The 23,778-nt window shown below is 62.8% G+C and carries 22 protein-coding genes and 1 other RNA gene; 12 read left to right on the top strand and 11 right to left on the bottom strand.

Annotated features, from left to right (window positions below; translation table 11 throughout):
• The first annotated feature begins 212 nt into the window (after window positions 1-212).
• The 3 genes from rho (at window position 213) to M5C01_RS08545 (ending at window position 4,035) form a co-directional block, all read left to right on the top strand.
• A complete protein-coding gene (gene rho / locus M5C01_RS08555) occupies window positions 213-1,472 on the top strand; it encodes a transcription termination factor Rho (RefSeq protein WP_100942095.1) in 1,260 nt (419 codons plus the stop codon).
• A gap of 128 nt (window positions 1,473-1,600) precedes the next feature.
• A complete protein-coding gene (ubiD, locus tag M5C01_RS08550) occupies window positions 1,601-3,067 on the top strand; it encodes a 4-hydroxy-3-polyprenylbenzoate decarboxylase (RefSeq protein ID WP_100942094.1) in 1,467 nt (488 codons plus the stop codon).
• Entirely contained in the window at window positions 3,067-4,035 is a 969-nt protein-coding gene (locus M5C01_RS08545) for a CDP-6-deoxy-delta-3,4-glucoseen reductase (protein ID WP_152736722.1), read from the top strand. Before ubiD ends, M5C01_RS08545 begins: the two co-directional genes overlap by 1 nt.
• A 169-nt stretch (window positions 4,036-4,204) precedes the next feature.
• On the opposite strand, the gene M5C01_RS08540 is transcribed toward M5C01_RS08545, so the two are convergent.
• A complete protein-coding gene (locus M5C01_RS08540) occupies window positions 4,205-4,687 on the bottom strand; it encodes a sn-glycerol-3-phosphate transporter (protein ID WP_218586062.1) in 483 nt (160 codons plus the stop codon).
• Between the two features lie 307 nt (window positions 4,688-4,994).
• On the opposite strand from M5C01_RS08540, the gene M5C01_RS08535 reads away from it, so the two are divergent.
• The 3 genes from M5C01_RS08535 to M5C01_RS08525 all read left to right on the top strand — a co-directional run bounded on the left by M5C01_RS08535 (window position 4,995) and on the right by M5C01_RS08525 (window position 9,368).
• On the top strand, window positions 4,995-7,391 hold the full coding sequence (locus M5C01_RS08535) for a TonB-dependent receptor (RefSeq protein ID WP_152736723.1): 2,397 nt from the start codon (window positions 4,995-4,997) through the stop codon (window positions 7,389-7,391).
• Between the two features lie 26 nt (window positions 7,392-7,417).
• Window positions 7,418-8,065, top strand: a complete 648-nt coding sequence (locus tag M5C01_RS08530) for a gamma-glutamylcyclotransferase (RefSeq protein WP_103496086.1) — start codon at window positions 7,418-7,420, stop codon at window positions 8,063-8,065.
• Between the two features lie 217 nt (window positions 8,066-8,282).
• Window positions 8,283-9,368 carry an anthrax toxin-like adenylyl cyclase domain-containing protein gene (locus tag M5C01_RS08525; protein WP_152736724.1) on the top strand — a complete coding sequence of 362 codons (1,086 nt, stop codon included), beginning with the start codon at window positions 8,283-8,285 and terminating at the stop codon, window positions 9,366-9,368.
• Between the two features lie 6 nt (window positions 9,369-9,374).
• Here M5C01_RS08525 and M5C01_RS08520 read toward each other — a convergent pair whose 3' ends face one another.
• Window positions 9,375-9,968, bottom strand: a complete 594-nt coding sequence (locus tag M5C01_RS08520; protein WP_152736725.1) for a flagellar basal body-associated protein FliL — start codon at window positions 9,966-9,968, stop codon at window positions 9,375-9,377.
• A 110-nt stretch (window positions 9,969-10,078) separates the two neighbouring features.
• Entirely contained in the window at window positions 10,079-11,056 is a 978-nt protein-coding gene (locus tag M5C01_RS08515; protein ID WP_152736726.1) for an NADPH:quinone oxidoreductase family protein, read from the bottom strand.
• Between the two features lie 156 nt (window positions 11,057-11,212).
• Here M5C01_RS08515 and M5C01_RS08510 point away from each other — a divergent pair, with 156 nt between their 5' ends.
• On the top strand, window positions 11,213-11,629 hold the full coding sequence (locus tag M5C01_RS08510) for a flagellar basal body-associated protein FliL (RefSeq protein ID WP_177100897.1): 417 nt from the start codon (window positions 11,213-11,215) through the stop codon (window positions 11,627-11,629).
• Window positions 11,630-11,631: 2 nt separating this feature from the next.
• Here the strand turns inward: M5C01_RS08510 and M5C01_RS08505 are convergent, their stop codons facing one another.
• The 4 genes from M5C01_RS08505 to M5C01_RS08490 form a co-directional block, all read right to left on the bottom strand.
• Window positions 11,632-12,750 (bottom strand): ABC transporter permease, encoded by a 1,119-nt coding sequence (locus tag M5C01_RS08505; RefSeq protein ID WP_152736728.1) that lies wholly within the window; start codon window positions 12,748-12,750, stop codon window positions 11,632-11,634.
• Window positions 12,750-15,473: a ribosome-associated ATPase/putative transporter RbbA gene (gene rbbA / locus M5C01_RS08500; RefSeq protein WP_152736729.1), complete on the bottom strand. Its 2,724-nt coding sequence runs from the start codon at window positions 15,471-15,473 to the stop codon at window positions 12,750-12,752. Before rbbA ends, M5C01_RS08505 begins: the two co-directional genes overlap by 1 nt.
• Window positions 15,470-16,435, bottom strand: a complete 966-nt coding sequence (locus tag M5C01_RS08495) for a biotin/lipoyl-binding protein (RefSeq protein ID WP_152736730.1) — start codon at window positions 16,433-16,435, stop codon at window positions 15,470-15,472. Before M5C01_RS08495 ends, rbbA begins: the two co-directional genes overlap by 4 nt.
• A 242-nt stretch (window positions 16,436-16,677) precedes the next feature.
• Window positions 16,678-17,127: an EVE domain-containing protein gene (locus M5C01_RS08490; protein ID WP_152736731.1), complete on the bottom strand. Its 450-nt coding sequence runs from the start codon at window positions 17,125-17,127 to the stop codon at window positions 16,678-16,680.
• A 184-nt stretch (window positions 17,128-17,311) separates the two neighbouring features.
• On the opposite strand from M5C01_RS08490, the gene M5C01_RS08485 reads away from it, so the two are divergent.
• Complete coding sequence (locus tag M5C01_RS08485; protein ID WP_103496095.1) at window positions 17,312-17,470, top strand: hypothetical protein; 159 nt, start codon at window positions 17,312-17,314, stop codon at window positions 17,468-17,470.
• Between the two features lie 33 nt (window positions 17,471-17,503).
• Here M5C01_RS08485 and M5C01_RS08480 read toward each other — a convergent pair whose 3' ends face one another.
• From M5C01_RS08480 to M5C01_RS08465, 4 genes are all read right to left on the bottom strand, one after another.
• Complete coding sequence (locus M5C01_RS08480; RefSeq protein WP_152736732.1) at window positions 17,504-18,109, bottom strand: 5-formyltetrahydrofolate cyclo-ligase; 606 nt, start codon at window positions 18,107-18,109, stop codon at window positions 17,504-17,506.
• A gap of 86 nt (window positions 18,110-18,195) precedes the next feature.
• Window positions 18,196-18,374: non-coding RNA, 6S RNA (gene ssrS, locus M5C01_RS08475), on the bottom strand.
• Between the two features lie 31 nt (window positions 18,375-18,405).
• Window positions 18,406-18,723 carry a cell division protein ZapA gene (locus M5C01_RS08470; protein ID WP_103496097.1) on the bottom strand — a complete coding sequence of 106 codons (318 nt, stop codon included), beginning with the start codon at window positions 18,721-18,723 and terminating at the stop codon, window positions 18,406-18,408.
• Window positions 18,720-18,929: a TIGR02449 family protein gene (locus tag M5C01_RS08465; protein WP_100942079.1), complete on the bottom strand. Its 210-nt coding sequence runs from the start codon at window positions 18,927-18,929 to the stop codon at window positions 18,720-18,722. The genes M5C01_RS08470 and M5C01_RS08465 overlap by 4 nt, the downstream gene beginning before the upstream one ends.
• Before the next feature lie 145 nt (window positions 18,930-19,074).
• On the opposite strand from M5C01_RS08465, the gene M5C01_RS08460 reads away from it, so the two are divergent.
• From M5C01_RS08460 to M5C01_RS08445, 4 genes are all read left to right on the top strand, one after another.
• Entirely contained in the window at window positions 19,075-19,629 is a 555-nt protein-coding gene (locus M5C01_RS08460; protein ID WP_152736733.1) for a YecA family protein, read from the top strand.
• 31 nt (window positions 19,630-19,660) lie between these two features.
• Window positions 19,661-20,995 carry a Xaa-Pro aminopeptidase gene (gene pepP, locus M5C01_RS08455; protein WP_152736734.1) on the top strand — a complete coding sequence of 445 codons (1,335 nt, stop codon included), beginning with the start codon at window positions 19,661-19,663 and terminating at the stop codon, window positions 20,993-20,995.
• On the top strand, window positions 20,992-22,179 hold the full coding sequence (gene ubiH, locus M5C01_RS08450; protein ID WP_152736735.1) for a 2-octaprenyl-6-methoxyphenyl hydroxylase: 1,188 nt from the start codon (window positions 20,992-20,994) through the stop codon (window positions 22,177-22,179). The genes pepP and ubiH overlap by 4 nt, the downstream gene beginning before the upstream one ends.
• A 157-nt stretch (window positions 22,180-22,336) precedes the next feature.
• Entirely contained in the window at window positions 22,337-23,554 is a 1,218-nt protein-coding gene (locus M5C01_RS08445; protein ID WP_178129714.1) for a 2-octaprenyl-3-methyl-6-methoxy-1,4-benzoquinol hydroxylase, read from the top strand.
• Window positions 23,555-23,778 lie beyond the last annotated feature (224 nt).

Genomic DNA, 23,778 nt, shown 5'->3' with positions numbered 1-23,778 from the left:
GCGGGGCTTTTTTCGTTGTCAGGGGCTAGACGTTCACAATTGCAGGTGTTACATTCGGCCCCGCACTGGTTTCTCCACTGCCCCCTGCAAGCCGTCGCCGACGCTCTCCTTTTCGAACAAGTACGCGATCCTGTCGCCTTCTCCGCGGCGCGGCCTCATTAAGCCAAAAGCTTAATTTCTCCCCCCTCCATAAATGATTACGTCATTCCTATATGAATCTGACTGAACTCAAGCAAAAGCCGATTACCGAACTGCTCGAATTGGCCGAACAGATGGGCATAGAAAATATGGCCCGTTCGCGCAAGCAGGATGTGATTTTCTCCCTGCTGAAAAAGCACGCGAAAAGCGGCGAGGAAATCTCCGGTGATGGCGTGCTGGAGATCCTCCAGGACGGCTTCGGCTTTCTCCGCTCTTCGGATGCCTCCTACCTGGCCGGCCCGGACGACATCTACGTCTCGCCGAGCCAGATCCGCCGCTTCAACTTGCGCACCGGTGACACCATCGTCGGCAAGATCCGTCCGCCGAAGGAAGGTGAGCGTTATTTCGCTCTGCTCAAGGTCGACACGATCAACTTCGACCGTCCGGAAAACGCGAAGAACAAGATTCTCTTCGAGAACCTGACGCCGCTGTTCCCGACCGTGCGCATGAAGATGGAAGCCGGTAACGGTTCCACCGAAGACCTCACCGGTCGCGTGATCGACCTCTGTGCGCCGATCGGCAAAGGCCAGCGCGGCCTGATCGTGGCACCGCCGAAAGCCGGCAAGACGATCATGCTGCAGAACATTGCGGCGAACATCACCCGCAACAACCCGGAAGTGCACCTGATCGTCCTGCTGATCGACGAGCGTCCGGAAGAAGTGACCGAAATGCAGCGCACCGTGCGCGGCGAAGTGGTCGCCTCGACGTTCGACGAGCCGCCAACCCGTCACGTGCAAGTGGCCGAAATGGTCATCGAGAAGGCCAAGCGCCTGGTCGAGCACAAGAAAGACGTGGTCATCCTGCTCGACTCCATCACCCGTCTGGCCCGTGCCTACAACACCGTGATCCCGAGCTCCGGCAAGGTCCTGACCGGTGGTGTCGACGCCCACGCCCTGGAGAAACCAAAGCGTTTCTTCGGTGCCGCGCGTAACATCGAGGAAGGCGGTTCGCTGACCATCATCGCCACCGCGCTGGTTGAAACCGGCTCGAAGATGGACGAAGTGATCTACGAAGAGTTCAAGGGTACCGGTAACATGGAACTGCCCCTGGACCGCAAGATCGCTGAAAAGCGCGTCTTCCCGGCGATCAACATCAACCGTTCCGGCACCCGCCGCGAAGAGTTGCTGACTGCCGACGACGAGTTGCAGCGCATGTGGATCCTGCGCAAGCTGCTGCATCCGATGGATGAAGTCGCTGCCATCGAGTTCTTGATCGACAAGCTGAAACAGACCAAGACCAACGATGAGTTCTTCCTGTCGATGAAACGCAAGTAAGTCGAGCAGGGCCGCAAAAGCCGGGGAAACCCGGCTTTTTGCTGTCCGGGTGTTGTTCGATTGCGCGGTATCGGGGCGAACCGGGTAAACTGCCCACCCCGAACGCCACGGATCTACGAGGCTCACGCATGCAGTATCGCGACTTGCGCGACTTTATCAGCGGCCTGGAACAGCGCGGCGAACTCAAGCGCATCCAGGTTCCGGTGTCCCCTGTCCTGGAAATGACCGAGGTCTGCGACCGCACCCTGCGGGCCAAGGGGCCGGCGTTGCTGTTCGAGAACCCCACCGGTTTTGATATCCCGGTACTCGGCAACCTGTTCGGTACGCCCGAGCGCGTGGCCCTGGGCATGGGCGCCGAAGCGGTCAGCGAACTGCGGGAAATCGGCAAGCTGCTGGCTTTCCTCAAGGAGCCGGAGCCGCCCAAGGGGCTCAAGGACGCCTGGTCCAAGCTGCCGATCTTCCGCAAGATCATCGCCATGGCGCCGAAGGTGGTCAAGGATGCGCCCTGCCAGGAAATCATCATCGAGGGCGATGACGTCGATCTCGGCAAGTTGCCGGTCCAGCATTGCTGGCCGGGCGACGTCGCGCCGCTGATCACCTGGGGCCTGACGGTCACCAAGGGGCCGAACAAGGACCGCCAGAACCTCGGTATCTATCGCCAGCAGGTGATCGGCCGCAACAAGGTGATCATGCGTTGGCTCAGCCACCGTGGCGGTGCGCTGGATTATCGCGAGTGGTGCGAGAAGCATCCGGGCCAGCCGTTCCCGGTATCCGTGGCCCTGGGCGCGGACCCGGCGACCATTCTCGGTGCCGTGACCCCGGTGCCGGACAGCCTCTCCGAATACGCCTTCGCCGGCCTGCTGCGGGGTAACCGCACCGAGCTGATCAAGTGCCGTGGCAATGACCTGCAAGTGCCGGCGTCGGCGGAAATCGTCCTGGAAGGCGTGATCCATCCGGGGGAAATGGCCCCGGAAGGCCCTTACGGCGATCACACTGGCTACTACAATGAAGTCGACAGCTTCCCGGTGTTTACCGTGGAACGCATCACCCACCGGATCAAGCCGATCTACCACAGCACCTACACTGGCCGGCCACCGGATGAACCGGCGATTCTCGGCGTGGCGCTGAACGAAGTGTTCGTGCCGATCCTGCAGAAGCAGTTCCCGGAAATCACCGACTTCTACCTGCCGCCGGAAGGTTGCTCGTACCGCATGGCCATCGTCACCATGAAGAAGTCGTATCCGGGCCACGCCAAGCGCGTCATGTTGGGTGTCTGGTCGTTTTTGCGACAGTTCATGTATACCAAGTTCGTTATCGTCACCGACGACGATATCAACGCCCGCGACTGGAACGACGTGATCTGGGCCATCACCACGCGCATGGACCCCAAGCGCGACACGGTGATGATCGATAACACGCCGATCGACTACCTCGACTTCGCCTCGCCGGTGTCCGGCCTGGGTTCGAAGATGGGGCTCGATGCCACGCACAAATGGCCCGGCGAGACCACGCGTGAGTGGGGCCGGGTAATCGTCAAGGATGAGGCCGTGACCCGACGGGTCGATGCCATTTGGAATCAGTTAGGAATAGATTGATGCGTGTGACCTTGCAGCCGTCCGGCGCCGTGCTTGAGATACGGCCCGGCGAGCGGATTCTCGACGGTGCCCGGCGCCTGGGCTATGACTGCCCGCAGAGCTGTCGCAATGGCAACTGCCATGTGTGCGCCGCGCTGCTGGTGGAAGGGCGGGTCGCGCAGGCCGGTGACGTGCGTGACCACGGCGAGTTCTACACTTGTATTGCCGAACCCCTGGAAGACTGTGTGGTGCTCTGGGATGGCGTGCTCGCGCAAGGAGAACTGCCGGTGCGCAAGTTGGCCTGTCAGTTGATCGAATGCGCCGAGATCGGTGGTGATGTCTGGCGCGTGCGCCTGCGCGCGCCGGCGGGCAAGCCGCCGCGTTATCACGCCGGCCAGTACCTGATGATCGAGCGCGACAACGGTGAGAAATCGGCGTTTTCCCTGGCCTCGGCGCCCCATGCCGGGCGCGATCTTGAGCTGCATGTGCTGGTGCGCGAAGCCAGTGCCCAGGGTTTGATCGAGCAGTTGCAGCGCAACGGCATGGCGCGGGTCGAACTGCCGTTTGGCGATACCCACCTGGCCCAACTGCCCGAGGGGCCGCTGGTGTTGATCGCGGCGGGTACCGGCATGGCGCAGATGAGCAGCCTGATCGAGCATTGCCGTTCCAGTGGCTTCCAGTACCCGGTGCACTTGTACTGGGGCGTGCGTCGGCCCGAGGACTTCTACAGGTTGGAGCATTGGGAGGAGTGGAAGCAACTGCCGAACCTGTTCCTGCACAAGGTGGTCAGTGATCTGTGTGGCTGGGAAGGGCGTTGCGGGATGCTGCACGAGGCGGTTCGCGAAGACATTGCCGACCTGTCGGGGGTGAGTGTCTATGCCAGCGGCTCGCCGGCGATGATCTATGCGACGCTGGACGCCCTGGTGAACGCCGGGATGGATGCGCATCAGATGCGTGCCGATGTGTTTGCCTACGCGCCCAGGCCTTAGTGCCTGGCGTTTGATTCTTCTGCGCCTGTTCCATCGCCTTCGCGGGCAAGCCCTGCTCCTACAGTACGGCGTCGATTGCAGATTTTGTGTACGACACAGAACTGTAGGAGCAGGGCTTGTCGGGACGCCGCACCGCCGCGAAGAGGGCTTCAAGACCGCTGCAAATCCCTCAGAAACGCACCCCGGCGGTAAGCATCGCCGCATTAAAACCCAGCAACACCACCTCCGCCGCCACCGGCCCGTAATGCGCGCCGACGGAAGGAATGATCACCGGCGCAACGCCCAGGTGATTCAGCGGGATCTTGTCGCGATATTCGCCTTTGTATCCCTGAAGTAAGCCACCTGTGACTTTCAGGTACACCGGATAGTCGGCGCTCTCGAAGCGTTTACCCGCATAGGCGTAATACGAACGCTGGCTGAACGAGTTGCGAAACGTCGCCGCCCCATAGAGAAACCCCGAGGCGTCATTGCGCTCCAGGCCGATCAGGTCCTGGTGATTATTGTGGTCAGGGTCCGGTGAGAAGTGACGGGTAACGACGCTGGTTTGCAGGTACCAGAAGCCCTTGCCAGCCGCGTCCGAATCGTTCGACGCCCAGGCGCTGGGCGCCAGCAGAAACAGGCACAGGGCTTGGATAAGGAGTGATGGGTTCATGGTCATTGGCCCCTGGTGAAAACGTAGCGATTGAAGTAGGCGGCCGTTATACGTAAGTCCAAATCGGATTATCAGATCGTGGCCTCTGAAATATCTGTAGGGGTTTTCCCGTACGCGATGTTTAGCTTATCGTTATATGATTTTGATATTTAATTTATTTGTTACATAACATTAGGCTATATGCCCATCGGACCACCGGCTTTGTATCTGCCAATCAACACCACAATGACCGACACCGTTCGCCACACGGACCGATCGTGCGAACTCGGGGCAAGACGCCTCGACCTTGGATTCAAAGGGGAGCGGTATGGGGAGCAACACGCAACAACGTTTGTACACGGCGATTTTGTCGGCACATTTGCTGACCGCCGCCAGCGCTTTTACCTTCAGCTCGACGGCTGCCGCCGAGGCGGAAAGCGCCGAAGCGCCAAAGCTCGATACCGTTATCGTCACCGGCACGCGCTCCCAGGAGCGCACGGCCAGCCAGTCGCTGTCGCCCATCGATGTGATCAGCGGCGACAGCCTGCGCGGCACCGGCTCGGATGAGCTGGGCACGGTGCTGGCGAAGTTGATTCCGTCCATCAACTTCCCGCGGCCGAGCCTGGTGGACGGCGCCGAGCTGGTGCGCCCGGCGCAATTGCGCGGGCTGTCACCGGACCAGGTGCTGGTGCTGGTCAATGGCAAGCGGCGCCACACCAGCGCCTTCGTCAACCTGGGCGGCGCGGTGGGCCGGGGCTCGGCACCGACCGACCTGAATGCGATCCCGCTGTCGTCGATCGACCATATCGAAGTGCTGCGCGATGGCGCGTCCGCCCGCTACGGCTCGGACGCGATTGCCGGGGTGATCAACATCATCCTCAAGAACGCCGACCATGGCGGTTCGATCTCCAGCAAGTTCGGTGAATACAAGAAGGGCGACGGTATCCAGCGGCAGATCTCCGGCAACAGCGGGTTCGCCATCGGTGATAACGGTTACTTCAACCTGTCCGGCGAAGGTGCCGACAACGATTACACCAACCGTGCCGGTAACGACTACCGTCCCGCCAGCATCGGTTCCACCACCTATGGCCAGCAAGTGTTCCGCCAGGGGGAGCCGGCCAGCGACGAAGGCAAGTTCGCCTTCAACTCGGCCTACAGCTTCAACGACGCCGCCGAACTCTACAGCTTCGGTGGCTACAGCAAGCGCCGGGGCGAAACCGCCGGCTTCTATCGCGCCAGCAATGCCTCGAACAACCTTCCGGCGATCTTCCCCAACGGTTATCTGCCGCTGATTCGCGGCGATCTCGAGGACACTTCCCTGGTGGTCGGCCTGCGCGGCCTGCTGACGGATAACTGGCACTACGACCTGTCCGCCAACTACGGCAAGAACCAGTACGACCTGAGCACCGAGACGATCAACACCTCCCTGGGCCTGAACACCCCGCGCAAATTTGAAAACGGCGCCCTGAGCAACGACCAGCGCCAACTGAGCCTGGACCTGTCGCGGGAATTCAGCCTCGGCTGGCTGCCGTATCCAGTGTCCGTGGCGTTCGGCGGCGAATACCTGCGCCAGGGTTACCAGATCAGCGCCGGCCAGCCTGAGTCCTATTACCAGACCGGCAGTTCCGGCCTTGGCGGCTTCCGCGAATCGGATGCCGGCAGCTATTCGCGGCATAACTTCGCCCAGTACCTGGACCTGGAAACCAACTTCACGGAAAAACTCAGTGCCTCGGCGGCGGTACGTCGCGAGGACTACAGCGACTTCGGTGCCAACGTCAGCGGCTCGTTGTCGGCGCGCTACGATTTCACCCCGCAGGTGGCGTTGCGCGGCAGCGTCTCCAACGGCTTTCGCGCACCGTCCCTGGCCCAGCAGAACTTCGCCTTTACCTCCTCGCAACTGATCGGCTCGACCGTGCAGGAGACCGGGGTGTTTCCGGCCAACGGCAAGGTGGCAAAGTTGCTCGGCTCCGATGATCTCAAGCCGGAAAAATCCCGCAACTACAGCCTCGGCCTGGTGCTGCAGCCGACGGACAACCTGACGCTGACCGCCGATATCTACCGGATCGATATCAGCGACCGCATCAGCCTGTCGTCCAACCTGTCGCTGAACAACGCGGCGATCGCCTATCTGCAGGCCAACGGTGTGGGCAATATCAACTACACCAGCGCCCGCTACTTCACCAATGCCACCAGTACCCGCACCGACGGCATCGACCTGGTGGCCAACTATCGCTACCAGCTGGACAACGGGGTGCGCTGGAACAGCACCCTGGGCTACAACTTCAATCACACCAAGGTCACCGACGTGAAGGCCAACCCGGCGATTCTCAATCAGTTGGGGGTCAATCTGTTGCGGGTCGACCGCCGTGAAGAACTCGGTCTGCTGGGTGACAGCACGCCGGAGCAGAAACTGACCCTGGGTAACGACTTCAACTACGGCAACTGGACGCTGCACACGACCCTGGTGCGTTATGGTTCTTTCACCAGCTACCAGGCCGATCCGACCTATGACCAGACCTTCAAGGCGGCCTGGCTGCTGGACCTGGCGGCGGACTACAAGCTGAAGAACTGGACCTTTACCGTGGGCGGCGACAACGTCACCGACAAATACCCGGAGAAACTCAATGCCTACGCCAGTAACGGTGGCAACCTGGCCTACAGCACTTTTTCGCCGTACGGTTACAGCGGTGCGTTTTATTACGGTAAAGTGACTTACAACTGGTAATGATCAAGAACCCCGCGCAATCCGCCATGACCGCTATCGATCCCGCGTTGTCGAGTTTGGCCTATCCGCCGCGCCTGGAACTGGGGGCGCAACTGACCCACGAGCAACTGCTCTGCTCCATGCAGGCCACCATGGCCCGGCACAAGGGCGGACCGGTCTGGCTGTTCGCCTACGGCTCGTTGATCTGGCGCCCCGAGTGCTCCGCCGTGGAGCGGGTGCGCGGGCGGGTTCATGGTTATCACCGGGGTTTGTACCTGTGGTCCCATGAACACCGAGGCACGCCGGAGTTTCCGGGGCTGGTGTTCGGCCTCGATCGTGGCGGTTCCTGTAGCGGTTTTGCCTATCGGTTGCCGGATGATCAGTTGGAGGCCTCGCTCTATGCCTTGTGGCAGCGGGAGATGCCGGTGCCGTCCTATCGGCCGCACTGGCTCAATTGCCGCCTGGCCACGGGGCAGACGGTTCAGGCGCTGGGTTTCGTGCTCGAGCGGCACTTGCCCAGCTATGCCGGTAACCTGCCGGACCATGTGCTGAACCAGGTGCTCGAAAGCGCCTGTGGGCGTTATGGCACCACCCGCGACTACGTCGAGCAGACCGCCAGCGCCCTGCGCAGCCACGCCATGCCGGATCGCAATCTGGAAGCGCGACTCAAGCGCTGCCGTTCGGCCTCGCATTAATATCACGGCGATGTTTAAAACCATTCAGTGAAATATACCGCCCTATTTTTATAATCTTCAAAAGCGCTATTTGATATCGATGTGGAAGACGTTATCAAAAAGAGAGACTCTTTGTGGGGTCGTTTTTATGTTCAAGAATTGTTTCATTATCCGCGTTCATCAATGAGCTGGGGCAGTGCTATAACGAGTGATCTTTTGCACTCGGGTAAAGCTCCATATGAAACTGAATATAGTGCGTGGGCTATCTGCCATTGTCAGTACCGGCATGCCAATACAACATGGACGAGCCTTTCAGCGTGTGGCCGACACTCATGAGTGTGTCATTGCCGTGCGGGCCGTGGGGCCTTGCGCCACGGGGTTGTTGTTGGAAAGTTATGCCACCAAGGGCTTTCACAATAAAGCCAAAAGTTGCACCTGGGGGCCGATGGCCGGGTTTGTCCTAGCGGATCCAAGATTTACCAAAAACCCGGATATCGCCAGTCAGCGTAAAGCCTTGCAAGGAGCAGTCAGTTCAGGGGGCGACGAGACGCCGTTGTATATAACCAATGAGCGACGCAAGGCACTGGAAACTCAGCTGAAGTGCATGACGCTGATGGGTGGGAATAACCAGGAAATGCGTTATATGGCGTCTGGTCCAACGGGTGTTTCCATGAGTTTCATATTGAAATATACAACGGGTGTGGCGGGCACCAAGGGCGAGGGACTCTGGGGCGTGTTTTATGGACCGCAGGAAAGCCGCCTGTCCAATAGCCTGACGGGACTCAACCAGGCACAGGATCGGACAAACCTGCTCCCGGTCATGGCCATTGTCGACCCCTATTGCCCGGTGGAGGTGCGCCAGACTTATCGGGCCGCGACCACCTGTGATTATGACCTGTGGGCGGTTTTCCCCCGGCGCAGCAGCTATTCCCGCTCAGGGGCGGACCGACGTCGGGTGCCGGGCAGTGATCGCCTGCGTCAGGGGCTGAAGTCTTTTATCCAGCATGAGGATCCCCACCTGGGCAACATCACGCCACGTATCAATCTACTCCGGACCGCGCTGAACACTGCGGTTCGTACGGAAGGCTATCAGGGCGGAGACGTGGTGCACCACAGCGACGAAGCGGGGCGTCCGCTGGTTTCGGATATCGATTTTCCCTGCCTGTTCTTTATCCCCCATGAAGAGGCCTATTGCGCCCGTAATGTGCACGATGTGAAGCACCTGCTCAGTGTGTTGAGCTTTGACTATGTCCTCGGCCTGAATCCGGGTTGGCATCGTCAATTGGGGCTCTCAGTCAGCCGGGAAGGACACTACGAGGTTTAGCGTTTATCAGCCGGGAAACGCCGGTTCATCGACCTTTTCGCTGCGGGACTCGATCAACTGCCCTTTGTGGTCAAAGCGCAGCACGATCAGCCAGTCATATACATCCTCCGGCCAATGCTTTTGCCCGGTCAGCTTTTTCGCATCGCCACCGAAGGCCTCGATCAGGTTGTCGATATGCCCGTGGTGCCAGGCGATCAGTACCACCGGCACGCTGTTGTCCTTGCCCAGGGATTTGACCAGCTTGTCGACTTCGTCGTCGGCATAGGGTTGTTCGATGGGCAGGTTCAAGCGCTGCGACAGCGGGGTGAGGGTCAGGCGTGGCCGGTCGCTTTCCTTGCTGTCGCTGGTGGCAATCAGGCGTTGCGGGGTCAGTTGTGCGCCGTCCAGCGACAAGGGATCGAAGTAGCTGGCGTAGGCCTGGGCCCGATGTTCACCCGCGGGGCTGAGCCCGCGACCCTGGTCGGGTTTTTCCGCGTGGCGGACGATCAGCACCGTGACATCGCTCAAGCCGACTTCCTTGTGGGCCATGGCCGGTGTGGCGGGTATCAGCGCCGAGAAAGCGAGTACGCCGGGGAGCAGGGTCTGTAGCAGTTTGAGCATGGATTTGCCTCGATGGGATGCAGGGGCGCGCCCGTCATGAGCGCGCCCGGGCCATGGGCAAAATATAGCGGTATTCAGGCAGCGTGCCGGGTGAAACTGTCGTCAGCGGCTCAACGCACCTGCACCACCACTTTGCCGACGGCCTTGCGCTGGGCCAGGTCATTGATGGCCTGGGCGGTCTGGGCCAGGGGATAGGTCTGCGATACCAGCGGCTTCAATTTGCCTTCGGCAAACCAGTTGAACAGTTGCTGGAAGTTGGCGGCGTTGTCCTGGGGCTGGCGCTGGGCGAACGAGCCCCAGAACACCCCGATCACCGCCGCACCCTTGAGCAGTGCCAGGTTCACCGGCAGTTCCGGGATTCGCCCGCTGGCAAAACCCACCACCAGCAGGCGGCCGTTCCAGGCGATGGAACGGATGGCCTGGTCGAACAGGTCGCCGCCGACCGGGTCGTAGATCACGTCGACGCCGTTGCCGTCGGTCAGGCGCTTGATTTCATCCTTGAGATTGTCCTGGCCATAGTTGATCAGCTCATCGGCGCCGAGGGCCTTGGCCACCGCCAGCTTCTCCGCGCTGCTGGCGGCGGCGATCACCCGGGCGCCCATGGCCTTGCCGATTTCCACGGCGGCCAGGCCCACGCCTCCGGAGGCGCCGAGTACCAGCAGGGTTTCCCCTGGCTGCAACTGCGCACGCTGCTTGAGGGCGTGCATGGAGGTGCCGTAGGTCATGCTGAAGGCGGCGGCGGTGGTGAAGTCCATGGCGGGGGGGATCGGCAGCACGTTATAGCCGGGCACTTTCACCTCTTCGGCAAAACTGCCCCAGCCGGTCAGGGCCATCACCCGGTCGCCGACCTTGAGGTGGCTGATCTTCTCGCCCACCGCGACGACCACGCCGGCCGCTTCACCACCCGGGGAAAACGGGAAGGGCGGCTTGAACTGGTATTTGCCCTCGATGATCAGCGTATCCGGGAAGTTCACCCCGGCGGCGTGTACCTGCAGCAGGATCTCGTTCTTCGCGGGCACCGGGCTGGCGACCTCTTCCAGCACCAGCGTTTCGGCGGGGCCGAAGGCTTTGCAGAGCACGGCTTTCATCGGGCTATTCCTTTGGGAGTGATGGCCGATAAGTGTAGGTGTGTGAGTCGAAGGGTCAACGAGCATGCCCCACCCTGATAGTCCGCCATAAGCTTTTGCTTGGGCAGGGCGGTGCGGGTCGCTATGCTAGGCCGCAAACCGGATAAGGAGCGAATTGTGAAAGCGTTGATCATGTTGATGTTGGCCTTGTCCCTGCCGTTGGCGGCAGTGGCGGCGGAAGAAGCCAAGGAAGGGGAAGGCGCGGGTCCGAAAGTCAGCTATATCAGCCTGACGCCGCCGTTTGTCGGTAACTATGGTCTTGATGGCAGTCCGAAACTCAAGGTCTACAAGGCCGATGTGGCCTTGCGCGTGACCGGCGAGGAAGCGGCCAAGGCGGTCAAGGCCAACGAGCCGTTGATCCGTAACCAACTGGTGGCGCTGTTCGCCCAGCAGACCGTGGATTCGATGAGCAACGTCGACGCCAAGGAAAAGATGCGCCAGGAAGCGCTGAAGCAGGTTCAGCAGGTGATGAACGACGAAACCGGCAAGCCGGTGGTCGAGGACCTGCTGTTCAATAACCTGATCGTTCAGTAAACCTAGGACGCCAGGCTCCTGCGGAAGCGCGCCAGGGCCACGCTGAAGAACACCAGGCCGATGCCCGCCAGCGCCAGCAGGTCGGGCCAGACCACGCTGACCCCGGCATCGCGGAACAGGATCGCCGACGCCAGGCTGACGAAGTGCGTCGACGGCGAGCCCTGCATCACCCATTGCAGCCAGGTCGGCATGCTGTCCAGCGGCGTGCTGCCGCCGGACAGCAGGAGCATGGGGATGATCACCGGGATCGCCAGCAGGCCGAACTGCGGAGTCGAGCGGGCCAGGGTCGCGAGGAAAATCCCCAGGGCCGTGCTGGCGAACAGATACAGCGCCGTCACCCCCAGGAACAAGCCCAACGAGCCGGCCAACGGCACGCCCAGCGCGCCCTTGACGATCACTTCCAGCGATACCCAGGTGCAGATCACCACCACCAGCAGGTTGCTCCAGATTTTCGCCAGCATGATTTCCAGGGCCGTGAGCGGCAGCACCAGCAGGTGATCCAGGGTGCCGTGCTCGCGTTCGCGCAGCAGTGCGGTGCCGGTGAGGATGATCGCCAGGATGGTGATGTTGTTGACGATCTGGATCACCGCCAGGAACCAGCCGCCCTCCAGGTTGGCGTTGAACAACGCCCGGCTGGTCAGTAGCACCGGCGTCTGGCTCGCGGCGTCGGCCTGGCCGCCGTACTCGAGGAGTTCGCGCTGGAAGATCCGCCCGATATAGCCGGCACCCATGAATGCCTGGCTCATGGCGGTGGCGTCGACGTTGACCTGCACGGTGGGTGAGCGGCCGGCCAGCAGGTCGCTCTGGAAGTTGGCCGGCACATTGATCACGAAGGTGTACTGGCCGCTGTCCAGGGCCGCGTCCAGGCGGTCGTAGGCCAACGGTGCCGGGCGCTGGAATTCCGGCGGTTGCAGGGCATCGCCCAGTTTGCGCGACAGCGCGCTGCGGTCCTCGTCCACCAGGGCGACACTGGCGTTGTGCACGCCGATCACCGAGCCGGCCGCGGGCATGTAGATCGCCACGCTGAAGGCATAGAACAGGAACAGCAGCAGGACGCTGTCATGGCGCAGGCTGGTCAGTTCCTTGATGCCGAGGCGCAGGATATGGGCGAGCTTGTGCATCAGGCCTCCTGCTTCTTGAGCATGAGCAGGCTCAGGCCGGTAAAGGCGACGAAGAACCCGAACAACGCCAGGCACTGCGGCCATAGTTCGCGCAGGTTCAGGGCCTTGGTGAAGGTGCCGACGGCGATATCGAGAAAATGCCCGGCGGGGAACAGCATGCCCATCAATGCGGCACCGCCGTCCAGCGACGAACGCGGCACGATCAATCCGGAAAACTGGATGGTCGGCAGGCTGGTGATGATCATGGTGCCGAGGATCGCGGCGATCTGGGTGCGGGTGAAGGCCGAGATCAGCAGGCCCATGCCGGTGGTTGCCAGCACATAGAGCATGCCGCCCAGGGCCAGGGTCAGGCCGCTGCCCTTGAAGGGCACGCCGAACAGCCAGCGGTTCATCGCCACCAGCAGGGCCAGGTTGATCAGGCTGACCGCCAGATACGGCGCCTGCTTGCCCAGCAGGAACTCCAGGCGGGTCAGGGGCGTGGCATAGAAGTTGGTGATCGAACCGAGCTCCTTCTCCCGAACAATGCCCAGGGCGGTGAGCATCGCCGGGATAAAGGCCAGGATCAGCGCCATGACGCCGGGGCCGATGGCATTCACGCTGACCACGTCCTGATTGTAGCGAAAGCGGGTTTCCAGTCGGGCGGCGGGGCGGGCGTCGTAGGCCGGGCTGCTTTGCGCCGCCAGTTGCTCAAGGTTGGCCTGGTGCACGGCCTCGACATAGTTGCGGCTGGTTTCGGCGCGGAACGGCATGCCGCCGTCCAGCCAGGCGGCGACCGTGGGCTGGCGCCCGGCATACAGGTCGCGGCCGAAGCCCGGGGGGATCTCCAGCGCCAGCTTGATCTCCGAGCGTTGCAGGCGCTGGTGCAGTTGCGCGGCATCGCGGATCGGGGTTTTCTCTTCGAAGTAACGCGAGCCGCGGAAGGCTTCCAGGTAGGCCCGGCTTTGTGGCGTCTGGTCCTGGTCATAGACGGCGAAGGCAAGATTTTCCACGTCCAGGGAAATCCCGTAGCCGAAGATCACCATCATGAACAGCGATCCCAGCAGGGCGAAGGCCAGTCGCACCTTGTCGCGCAGCAGTTCCTTGCCTTCGCGGCTGGCCACGGCCAGCAAGCGTGCCGGACTGAAACCGGTCTTGTTCGGTGCCAGGCCGGACGACGGCAGCGCTGTGTCACCGCTGGCGGCCTGCGGTTCCGGCGAACTGCCTTGCGCCTGCTCCAGGCAGCGGACAAAGGCGGCCTCCAGGGTGTCGCCGTGAAACTGCCGTTGCAGGGCATCGGGGGTGTCGCAGGCGAGCACCTGGCCGGCATGCATCAAGGAAATGCGGTCGCAGCGCTGGGCTTCGTTCATGAAGTGGGTGGAGAGAAAGATTGTCACCCCCTGTTCCCGGGACAGTTCGATCAGCAGGCGCCAAAAGTCATCCCGTGCCGCCGGATCGACCCCGGAGGTGGGTTCGTCGAGGATCAGCACTTCCGGGCGATGCAGTACCGCCACCGCCAGCGACAGGCGTTGGCGCAGGCCAAGGGGCAGGGCGCCGGACGGCTGGTCGGCGATCTCGCCAAGGTTGAAGCGCTGGATCAGTTCCTCGATCCGGGTCGCGCTGTCGGCCTTGGGCAGGTCGAACAGGCGCGCGTGCAATTCAAGGTTCTGCCGCGTACTGAGTTCGCCGTACAGCGAGAAACTCTGGGACATGAAGCCGACCCGCTTGCGCGTCGCCAGGTCTGCGGCGTCCACCGGTTTGCCGAGCAGCGTGGCACTGCCTTCGCTGGCGGGCATCAGGCCGGTGAGGACCTTCATCGTGGTGGTCTTGCCGCAGCCGTTGGAACCGAGAAAACCGAAGATCTCGCCGCGACCGATGGCGAAGCTGACCTTGTTCACCGCCGTGAAGTCGCCGAAGCGCAAGGTCAGTTCGTGGGCTTCGATGGCGATATCGGTCTGGCCGGCGTCCCGGGGCGGGATCACCAGGGGCTGGTTGTCGTGGCCGCTGTCGCCCTGGAAATGGGTGAATGCGTCGTCGAGCTTGCCGCTCGCGGTGCTGGCGGCCAGTTCCTGGCTCAGGCCGGCGGCGATCAGGCGGCCACGGTCGAGCATCAGGCAGTGCTCGAACTGTTCGGCCTCCTCCATATAGGCGGTGGCCACCAGCAGCGTCAACTGCGGGCGCTGGCGGCGGAATTCATCCACCAGTTCCCAGAAGCGCCGCCGCGACAGCGGGTCGACGCCGGTGGTGGGCTCGTCGAGGATCAGCAGGTCGGGGTCGTGGATCAGCGCACAGCACAGGCCGAGCTTCTGCTTCATGCCGCCGGAGAGTTTGCCGGCCGGCCGCTCGCTGAAGTGCTCAAGGTCGGTGGCGCGCAGCAGACTGTGCATGCGCAGGTCGCACTCGGCCTTGCCCAGCCCGAACAGCGTGGCGAAGAAACGGATGTTCTCGCTGATCGACAAGTCGGGGTAAAGGTTGCCCCCCAGGCCCTGGGGCATGAAGGCGATGCGCGGGTACAGGCTGCTGCGGTGGCGGCGCTCGTCGATGGCCCCGCCGAGCACCTGCAACTGGCCTTGCTGGAGTTTCTTGACCCCGGCGATCAGTCCCAGCAGGCTCGATTTCCCGGCGCCGTCCGGGCCGATCAGGCCGCAGCGGGTACCGGCGGGCAGGCTGAAGGCGATGTCGATCAGGGCCTGCTGATCGCCGTAGCGATGCTGGATGCCACTGGCTTGCAGCGCCAGGTCGCTCATTTCAGGTTGGCCGGCCAGTCCACGGGACTTGTGCGCACGTAACCGGCGCCGGGCATGCCGGGCTTGGCCTGGGGCACGGCGGCGGGTTCGGTCAGGCGCAGTTTGACCCGGAACACCAGTTTCTGCCGTTCGTCGCGGGTTTCCACTTCCTTGGGGGTGAACTGCGACTTGGCGGCGACGAAGGCGACTTTCGCCGGCAGGGGATGTTCGGGCAGGGCGTCGAGCAGGATCCGCGCGTCGTCGCCCTGGGTCAGGCGGCCGACCACGGAGGCGGGCAGGTAGAGGTTCATGTACTGGTCGTTGGGGTCGATCAGCAGCAACACCCGGCCGCCGGCGCCGAGAACTTCCCCGGGTTCGGCCAGGCGCAGCTGGATAATGCCGTCGAGGGGCGCACGCAGGCTGCTGTCATCGATTTCGCTGGTCAACTGGGCGACCTGGGCCTGGGCCGCGCCGATGGCGGCGTTGGTGGCCGAGACCTGGGCCTTGGCGGCGGTCAGCGCGGCGGTGCTGGTGTCGTAGCGGGCCTGTTGCTGGTCGATCACCTGGCCGCTGGCGAAACCGCGCTGGGACAGTTCGCGAAAGCGCTTGAGCTCCTGGCCGGCCAGCAACAGTTCGCTTTGGCGCAGTTGCACGTTGGCCTGGTTGGCGGCGAGGTTCTCGCGGGCGCGCAGCACTTCGGCTTCGGCCTGGTTGCGCTGGGCTTCGAGGGTGCGGGTGTCGAGGCGGGCGAGCAGTTGGCCCCGGGTGACCTTGTCGCCTTCGTTGACCAGCACTTCGGCCAGCCGGCCCGGGGTTTTGCTGGCGATCTGCACTTCGGTGGCTTCAAGGCGGCCGTTGCCCATGCCGAGGCCTTCGGGCAGGCGGTCGTGAAGGGACTTCCAGTAGCCGAAGCCACCGGCGGCGGCCAGCAGCACGAGCAGGGCACCGGCGAAAAGACGGGAACTGTGTTGATTCATCGACATTACGGCATCCTGCGTCAGTAGCGTCCAATTTTGACCGGATACGCGGCGAAACGCGTTGATATTGGTCAAATGAACGGCAAGCCTAACCTGAATCGGGTGGGGGATGCATGGTCGGATGATGTGTTGTCAGTGCGGGCCTCTTCGCGGGCAAGCCCTGCTCCTACAGTATTGTGTCGTACACAAGTGGGCTGAACGACGCAGGACTGTAGGAGCAGGGCTTGCCCGCGAAGAGGCCAGTCGCTTCAGCGCAAAGCCAGAACCGCAGCCCACTGCTCGGGCGTCACCGGCATCACCGACAATCGGCTGCCTTTCTGCACCAGCGGCATCTCCGCCAGCTCGGCCTGCTGCTTCAGATAGCCGAGCCCCAGCACCTTGCCAAAGGTCTCGACGTGCGCGACCTGCAACGCGCTCCAGGGATTTTTCTCGGCACTGGCCTTGGGGTCGTGATACGGACTCTCCGGGTCCAGCGCCGTCGGGTCCGGGTACGCCGCCGCCACTATCCGACCAATCCCGGCAATCCCCGGCTCCGGGCAGCTGGAGTGATAGAAGAAAAACTCATCACCGGCGGCCATCGCCCGCAGGAAATTGCGCGCCTGGTAATTGCGCACGCCATCCCAGCGTGTCTCGCCGAGCTTGGCCAGGCCTTCGATGGACAGTTCGTCGGGCTCGGATTTCATCAGCCAATAGGCCATGGTTTTGCTCCTTGGGCAATTTGTCGGGCAATTTCGGGCACTAACCGACGGTCGGTTGACGCCAGTGTTTGCGTAGTGCTTCACGTTATCGCAAAATGCCGGGATTTTAAGCTTGACGCTGCTGCACGGCCTATAACGAAAACCGTTGCTGTCATCGTGGATCATTTGCCTAGGGGGGCAATCGATGAAACGCAAACCGGATTTACTATGGATTTTGGTGATTTTGTTCGGTTTGGGCGTGGTCACTACGGGCTATGCCCAGGGCCTCTGGTCCGGCAAGAAAGACGTGCCGGTGGAAATCGTCCAGAAGCAGCCTCAGCAGTCGACTCTGTTCAAGCGCTGATCCCGGCGGTTCTTGCCGGATCCAGCCGATTCTTTATTGCGCGAAATACCAGGCGCGGTCGGTGACCGTGCCCTGTAACGGCACATCCCAGCTGGCCTGATTCAACTTCGCGACTTTCTGACATTCATGGGCCAGCCCCAGCAGCGTCGGCTTGCGCCAGCTTTGACGGCGGGCCAGGTACGCCAGGCTGCGGTCATAGAAACCGCCGCCCATCCCCAGTCGTCCGCCTTCCACATCGAAACCCACCAGTGGCAGCAGCACCAGGTCCAGCGTCCAGACCTTGCGTTGCGCGGCCAGCTTGACCCTTGGCTCAAGGATGCGAAAACGATTGGGTTGCAGCTTCTCCCCCGGCCGAATGCGCTGGAACACCATCCGCGTGCGCGGCCAGGCGCTCAGCACCGGCAGATAGGTGTGCTTGCCGCGCCGTTGTGCTTCACGCAGCAGCAGGCGCGGATCGATCTCGCCGTCGGTGGGCAGGTACAGGGAAATATGGCGGGCGCGGCGAAACAGCGGGTGTTGCGCCAATTGCCGATACAGGCCACGGGCCGCCTGGCGTTGTTCGCTGGCGCTGAGCGCGCGGCGGGCTTTGCGCAGCAGTCGTCGAAGTTGCGGGCGGGAAGGCGGCGCAGGTTCGGTCATGGCATCTGGCTTGGGCAATCGAGCGGCCAGGACGGCAACTCGTTAACACCAATGCCGGCAGTGAAAGCCGGCACTGGGTTGAAATCAGGCTCCCCGACGTACCGCTGTCGGCTTAGCCCTTGAACCCGAGAGTTCAAGGTGGAAGTTGCAGGAGGCCTTAAGGCTTTCCGTCTAGCGGACATGCGCACCGGCCCCAACGTGCAACTCCCGTGGTTTTGCGAATCGGCTCAGGGACATCACCAACTGGCAAGCACTCCAGGGAGTGGCATCAGTATACCCGAAACTCGCTGTAGGAATCAGCCTTTGCTGTTGTCCGGATCAGTGGACAGCGCCAAATCGACACGCTCGAGCAGATCACGCACCTGTTCGCGGGTCGAGCCGCTGGCCTGCACGTCCGGGCGTTCCTGGCGGTGCAGCAGGTCGTGGGTAATGTTCAGCGCGGCCATCACGGCGATGCGATCGGCACCGACGACTTTGCCGCTGCTGCGGATTTCGCGCATCTTGCCGTCCAGGTAGCGAGCGGCACTGACCAGGTTGCTGCGTTCTTCCTGCGGGCAAATGATCGAATATTCTTTATCGAGGATCTGCACGGTCACGTTATTGCTTGAACTCATGAGTCTTGCTCCAGGGCTTTGAGGCGCGAAATCATGGATTCGACCTTACGCCGGGCGATTTCGTTTTTTTCAATGAGGGTTGCGCGCTCCTCGCGCCAGGTCTTTTCCTGAGCTAGTAAGAGTCCATTTTGGCTTTTTAGTTGCTCGACCCGGGTAATCAACAGTTCGAGTCTGGCCATCAGCGCGTGCAGGTCGGTGTCTTCCATCGGGTATCCACTGAATATGACTGATGAGCGGTAGTAATCACAGCGCGGAGCAAACGTTTGGACGGCCGATGGTCTGGCTCGTGCGCGAATGCTAGGATACAAGGCCTTCATTCTAGACATTGCGCCGCTTGGCGCCTAGCCGCCCATGCCCATTCAGAATTCCCCGTATAACGCCTTTGCCACCCTGCTGAGCACCAGCGGTCATCCTGTCTCGCCCGCCGAACTTCACGGCCTGTTGCTTGGCCGCAGTTGCGCCGGTGCCGGCTTTGAAGCCGACAGCTGGCTGGTGGACGCCGCCGAGCTGCTCGAAGGCGAACCGCAAGACAACGTGCGCAACGCCCTGATCGGCCTGCAAGAGATGGTCAAGGGCGAGCTTACCAGCGATGACATGACCGTTGTCCTGCTGCTGCCCACCGACGATGCGCCCCTGACCGAGCGCGCGATTGCGCTGGGCCAGTGGTGCCAGGGTTTCCTCGCCGGTTTCGGCCTGACCTACCGCGCCAATGCCCTGAGCGCCGAGGCCACCGAGGTGCTCCAGGACCTGGCGGCCATCGCCCAGGTGCAGGAAGCCCTGGAAGAGTCCGACGACGGTGAAAGCGACTATATGGAAGTCATGGAATACCTGCGGGTCGCGCCGCTGCTGCTGTTCACCGAAATCAACAAACCGGCTGAACCGGCTGCCAAGCCTTCTCTGCACTAAGAAGCCTTCAGACAGGGAGCTCCATCTGCCCATGATCCATATCCCGAAAGCGGAATACGCCCGGCGCCGCAAGGCCCTGATGGCGCGGATGGAACCCAACAGCATCGCGATCCTGCCGGCCGCCGCCGTGGCGATCCGCAATCGTGATGTCGAACATGTCTATCGCCAGGACAGCGATTTCCAGTACCTGAGCGGCTTTCCCGAGCCCCAGGCGGTGATCGTGCTGATCCCCGGCCGGCCCCACGGCGAATACCTGCTGTTCTGCCGCGAGCGCAATGTCGAGCGCGAGCTCTGGGACGGCCTGCGCGCCGGCCAGGAGGGCGCGATCCGCGACTTCGGCGCCGACGACGCGTTCCCGATCAACGATATCGACGACATTCTCCCGGGCCTGATCGAAGGGCGCGACCGGGTCTATTCGGCCATGGGCAGCAACCCGGAGTTCGACCGGCACCTGATGGAGTGGATCAACGTGATCCGTTCCAAGGCCCACCTCGGTGCGCAACCGCCGAACGAATTCGTTGCCCTGGATCATCTGCTGCACGATATGCGCCTGTATAAATCGGCGGCGGAAGTGAAAGTGATGCGCGAGGCCGCGGCGATTTCCTGCCGTGCCCATGTGCGGGCGATGCAAGCCAGCCGCGCCGGATTGCATGAATTCAGCCTGGAAGCGGAGCTGGACTACGAGTTCCGCAGGGGCGGGGCGAAGATGCCGGCCTACGGTTCCATTGTCGCGACCGGGCGCAACAGCTGCATCCTGCACTATCAGCAGAATGACGCGGTGCTCAAGGACGGCGACCTGGTGTTGATCGACGCCGGTTGCGAGATCGACTGCTACGCCAGCGATATCACCCGCACCTGGCCGGTCAACGGGCGGTTTTCGCCGGAGCAGAAGGCGATCTACGAACTGGTGCTGGCGTCCCAGGAAGCGGCCTTTGCCGAGATCGCGCCGAACAAGCATTGGAACCAGGCCCACGAGGCGACGGTGCAGGTGATTACCGCCGGGCTGGTGGAGCTGGGGTTGCTGCAGGGCGATGTCGACGAGCTGATCGCCAGCGAAGCCTACAAGGCCTTCTACATGCACCGCGCCGGCCATTGGCTGGGGATGGATGTGCATGATGTCGGCGACTACAAGGTCGGCGATCAATGGCGCGTGCTGGAGGTCGGCATGGCGCTGACCGTGGAGCCGGGGATCTATATCTCCCCGGACAACCAGAGCGTGGCGAAGAAATGGCGAGGTATTGGCGTGCGCATTGAGGACGATGTAGTGGTGACCAGACAAGGCTGTGAGATTCTCACCGGCGGCGTGCCCAAGACCGTGGCCGAGATCGAGGCGCTGATGGCGGCTGCCCGGATCCAGGCGGCATGAGTCGGGTCAATCTGGCGATCATCGGCGGTGGCCTGGTCGGTGCCAGCCTGGCGTTGGCCTTGCAGGCCGGGGCCAAGGCCCGGGGCTGGAAGATTACCCTGATCGAACCGTTCGCCCCCGGCGACAGTTATCAACCCAGCTACGACGCGCGTTCTTCGGCGCTGTCCTTCGGCGCCCGGCAGATCTATCAGCGCCTGGGTGTGTGGCAGTCGATCAGCCCGCGCGCCGAGCCGATCAAGCAGATTCATGTGTCCGACCGCGGGCGTTTCTCCACCGCGCGGCTGTCCGCCATGGAGGAGGGCGTGCCGGCCCTGGGTTATGTGGTGGAAAACGCCTGGCTGGGGCAATGCCTGTGGCAGGCCCTGGACCAGGAAGTGATCAGTTGGCGCTGTCCGGCCGAAGTCACCCACCTGCAACCGCTGGAAGACGGCTATCGCCTGACCCTGGGGGATGAAACCCAGTTGGACTGCGACCTGGCGATCCTGGCCGACGGCGGCCGTTCCGGGTTGCGCGAGCAGTTGGGGATCGGCGTGCGCAAGCGGCCTTATCACCAGAGTGCGCTGATCGCCAATATCACCCCCAGCGAAGCCCACAACGGCATGGCCTTCGAACGCTTTACCGACGAGGGGCCGATGGCCCTGCTGCCATTGCCGGAGAATCGTTGTGCGCTGGTCTGGACCCGTCTCGGGATGGATGCCCAGCGTCTGGCCGACCTGGACGAGCGCAGTTTCCTCGCCGAGTTGCAGGGGGTGTTCGGCTATCGCCTGGGCACCTTGCGCCAGGTCGGCGCGCGGCACCTGTACCCGCTGAGCCTGGTGGAAGCCGAAGAACAGGTGCGTGCGCATCTGGTGGTGCTGGGCAACGCCGCCCATAGCTTGCATCCGATTGCCGGGCAGGGCTTCAACCTGTCGCTGCGCGATGCCCAGGCCCTGGCCGAGGCCTTGCTGGCGAGCACGGCACCCTTGGGCGACCTGAGCACCTTGCAGGCCTATCAGGAGCGCCAGCGCCTGGACCAACAGATCACCGTGGGCTTCTCCGACCAGGTCACCCGCCTGTTCGGCAATGCCCAGCCGCTGGTGGCCCTGGGGCGCAATATCGGCCTGCTGGGCCTGGACCTGCTGCCGCCGGCCAAACGCTGGTTCGCCCGGCAGGCGATGGGCCTGGGTACCCGTTCCGATGTCTAGGACGTTGCCGGGCCCGGAATGCGCCCGTATCCACACCTCGAACCCTGTAGGAGCAGGGCTTGCCCGCGAAGGGGGCCTTGAGGCCGCCAAAAGCTTCGCGGGCAAGCCCTGCTCCTACAAGGTCCGCATAACCTTCACTAAGGCTTAAAGCATGGAAATGCGCGCAGATGTGCTGATTGTCGGGGCCGGAATGGTCGGAAGTGCCCTGGCCCTGGCGTTGAAAGACAGCGGGCTGGAGATTCTCCTGCTCGACGGCAGCCCCCTGAGCGTCAAGCCGTTCGACCCGCAGGCGGCTTTCGAGCCGCGGGTCAGCGCGCTGTCCGCCGCCAGCCAGCGGATTCTCGAGCGCCTTGGCGTATGGGACGGGATCAGCGCCCGGCGGGCCAGCCCGTACCGCGACATGCAGGTCTGGGACGGCAGCGGCACCGGGCAGATTCACTTCTCGGCGGCCAGCGTGCATGCCGAGGTGCTCGGGCATATCGTCGAGAACCGGGTAGTCCAGGATGCCTTGCTCGAGCGTTTGCATGACTGCGACATGGGCCTGCTGGCCAATGCACGCCTGGAGCAGATGCGCCGCTCCGGCGACGACTGGCTGCTGACCCTGGCCGATGGTCGCAAGCTGCGCGCACCTTTGGTGATCGCCGCCGACGGGGCCAATTCGGCGGTGCGCCGCCTGGCCGGCTGTGCCACCCGCGAGTGGGACTACCTGCACCATGCGATCGTGACCAGCGTGCGCAGCTCGCAACCGCACCAGATGACCGCCTGGCAGCGTTTTACCGATGACGGTCCGCTGGCATTTTTGCCGCTGGAACGTGATGGGCAGCAGGACTGGTGCTCGATCGTCTGGTCGACCACGCCGGAGCAGGCGCAGCGCCTGATGCTGCTGGAAGAGGAGGCCTTCTGCCGGGAGCTGGAGCGGGCTTTCGAAGGTCGGCTGGGGACCGTGCTGTCGGCGGACTCACGGCTCTGCGTGCCGTTGCGCCAGCGCCATGCCAAGCGTTATGTGGCCGAAGGGCTGGCGCTGATCGGCGATGCCGCGCACACCATTCACCCGCTGGCCGGCCAGGGCGTGAACCTGGGTTTCCTCGATGCGGCGGTGCTGGCTGAAGAACTGTTGCATGCGTGCGAACGTGGCGAGCGGCTGGCGGATGTACGGGTGCTCAGCCGTTTCGAGCGGCGGCGCATGCCCCACAACCTGGGGTTGATGGCAGCGATGGAAGGTTTCGAGCGGCTGTTCCAGGCGGACTCGCTGGCACTGCGCTGGCTGCGCAACACCGGGTTGAAAAGCGTCGAGCAGATGCCCGAGGCCAAGGCGCTGTTCGTGCGCCGGGCGCTGGGGCTGACGGGCGACCTGCCGGAGCTGGCCAGGGCCTGACAGGTCTATGTAGAGGGCTGGGTTTGGCATTGGCCTCCAGGGCCTCTTCGCGGGCAAGCCCGGCTCCTACAAGGTCCGCAGCGGACCACTATTTTGTGAACGCCTCCGCCTTTGTAGGCGCCGGCTTGCCGGCGATGCAGGCGACTCGGTCTCACTGACGGACCACCGTGCAACATCTGGTAACTCCTCCGTCTCCGGTTAGGTTTGAGAAGCGAAATGTGAGT

The organism is Pseudomonas sp. MWU12-2319, from assembly GCF_023242525.1.
GTDB classification, from domain to species: Bacteria; Pseudomonadota; Gammaproteobacteria; order Pseudomonadales; family Pseudomonadaceae; genus Aquipseudomonas; species Aquipseudomonas gingeri_D.
This window is presented reverse-complemented; position numbering and strand designations above follow the sequence as displayed.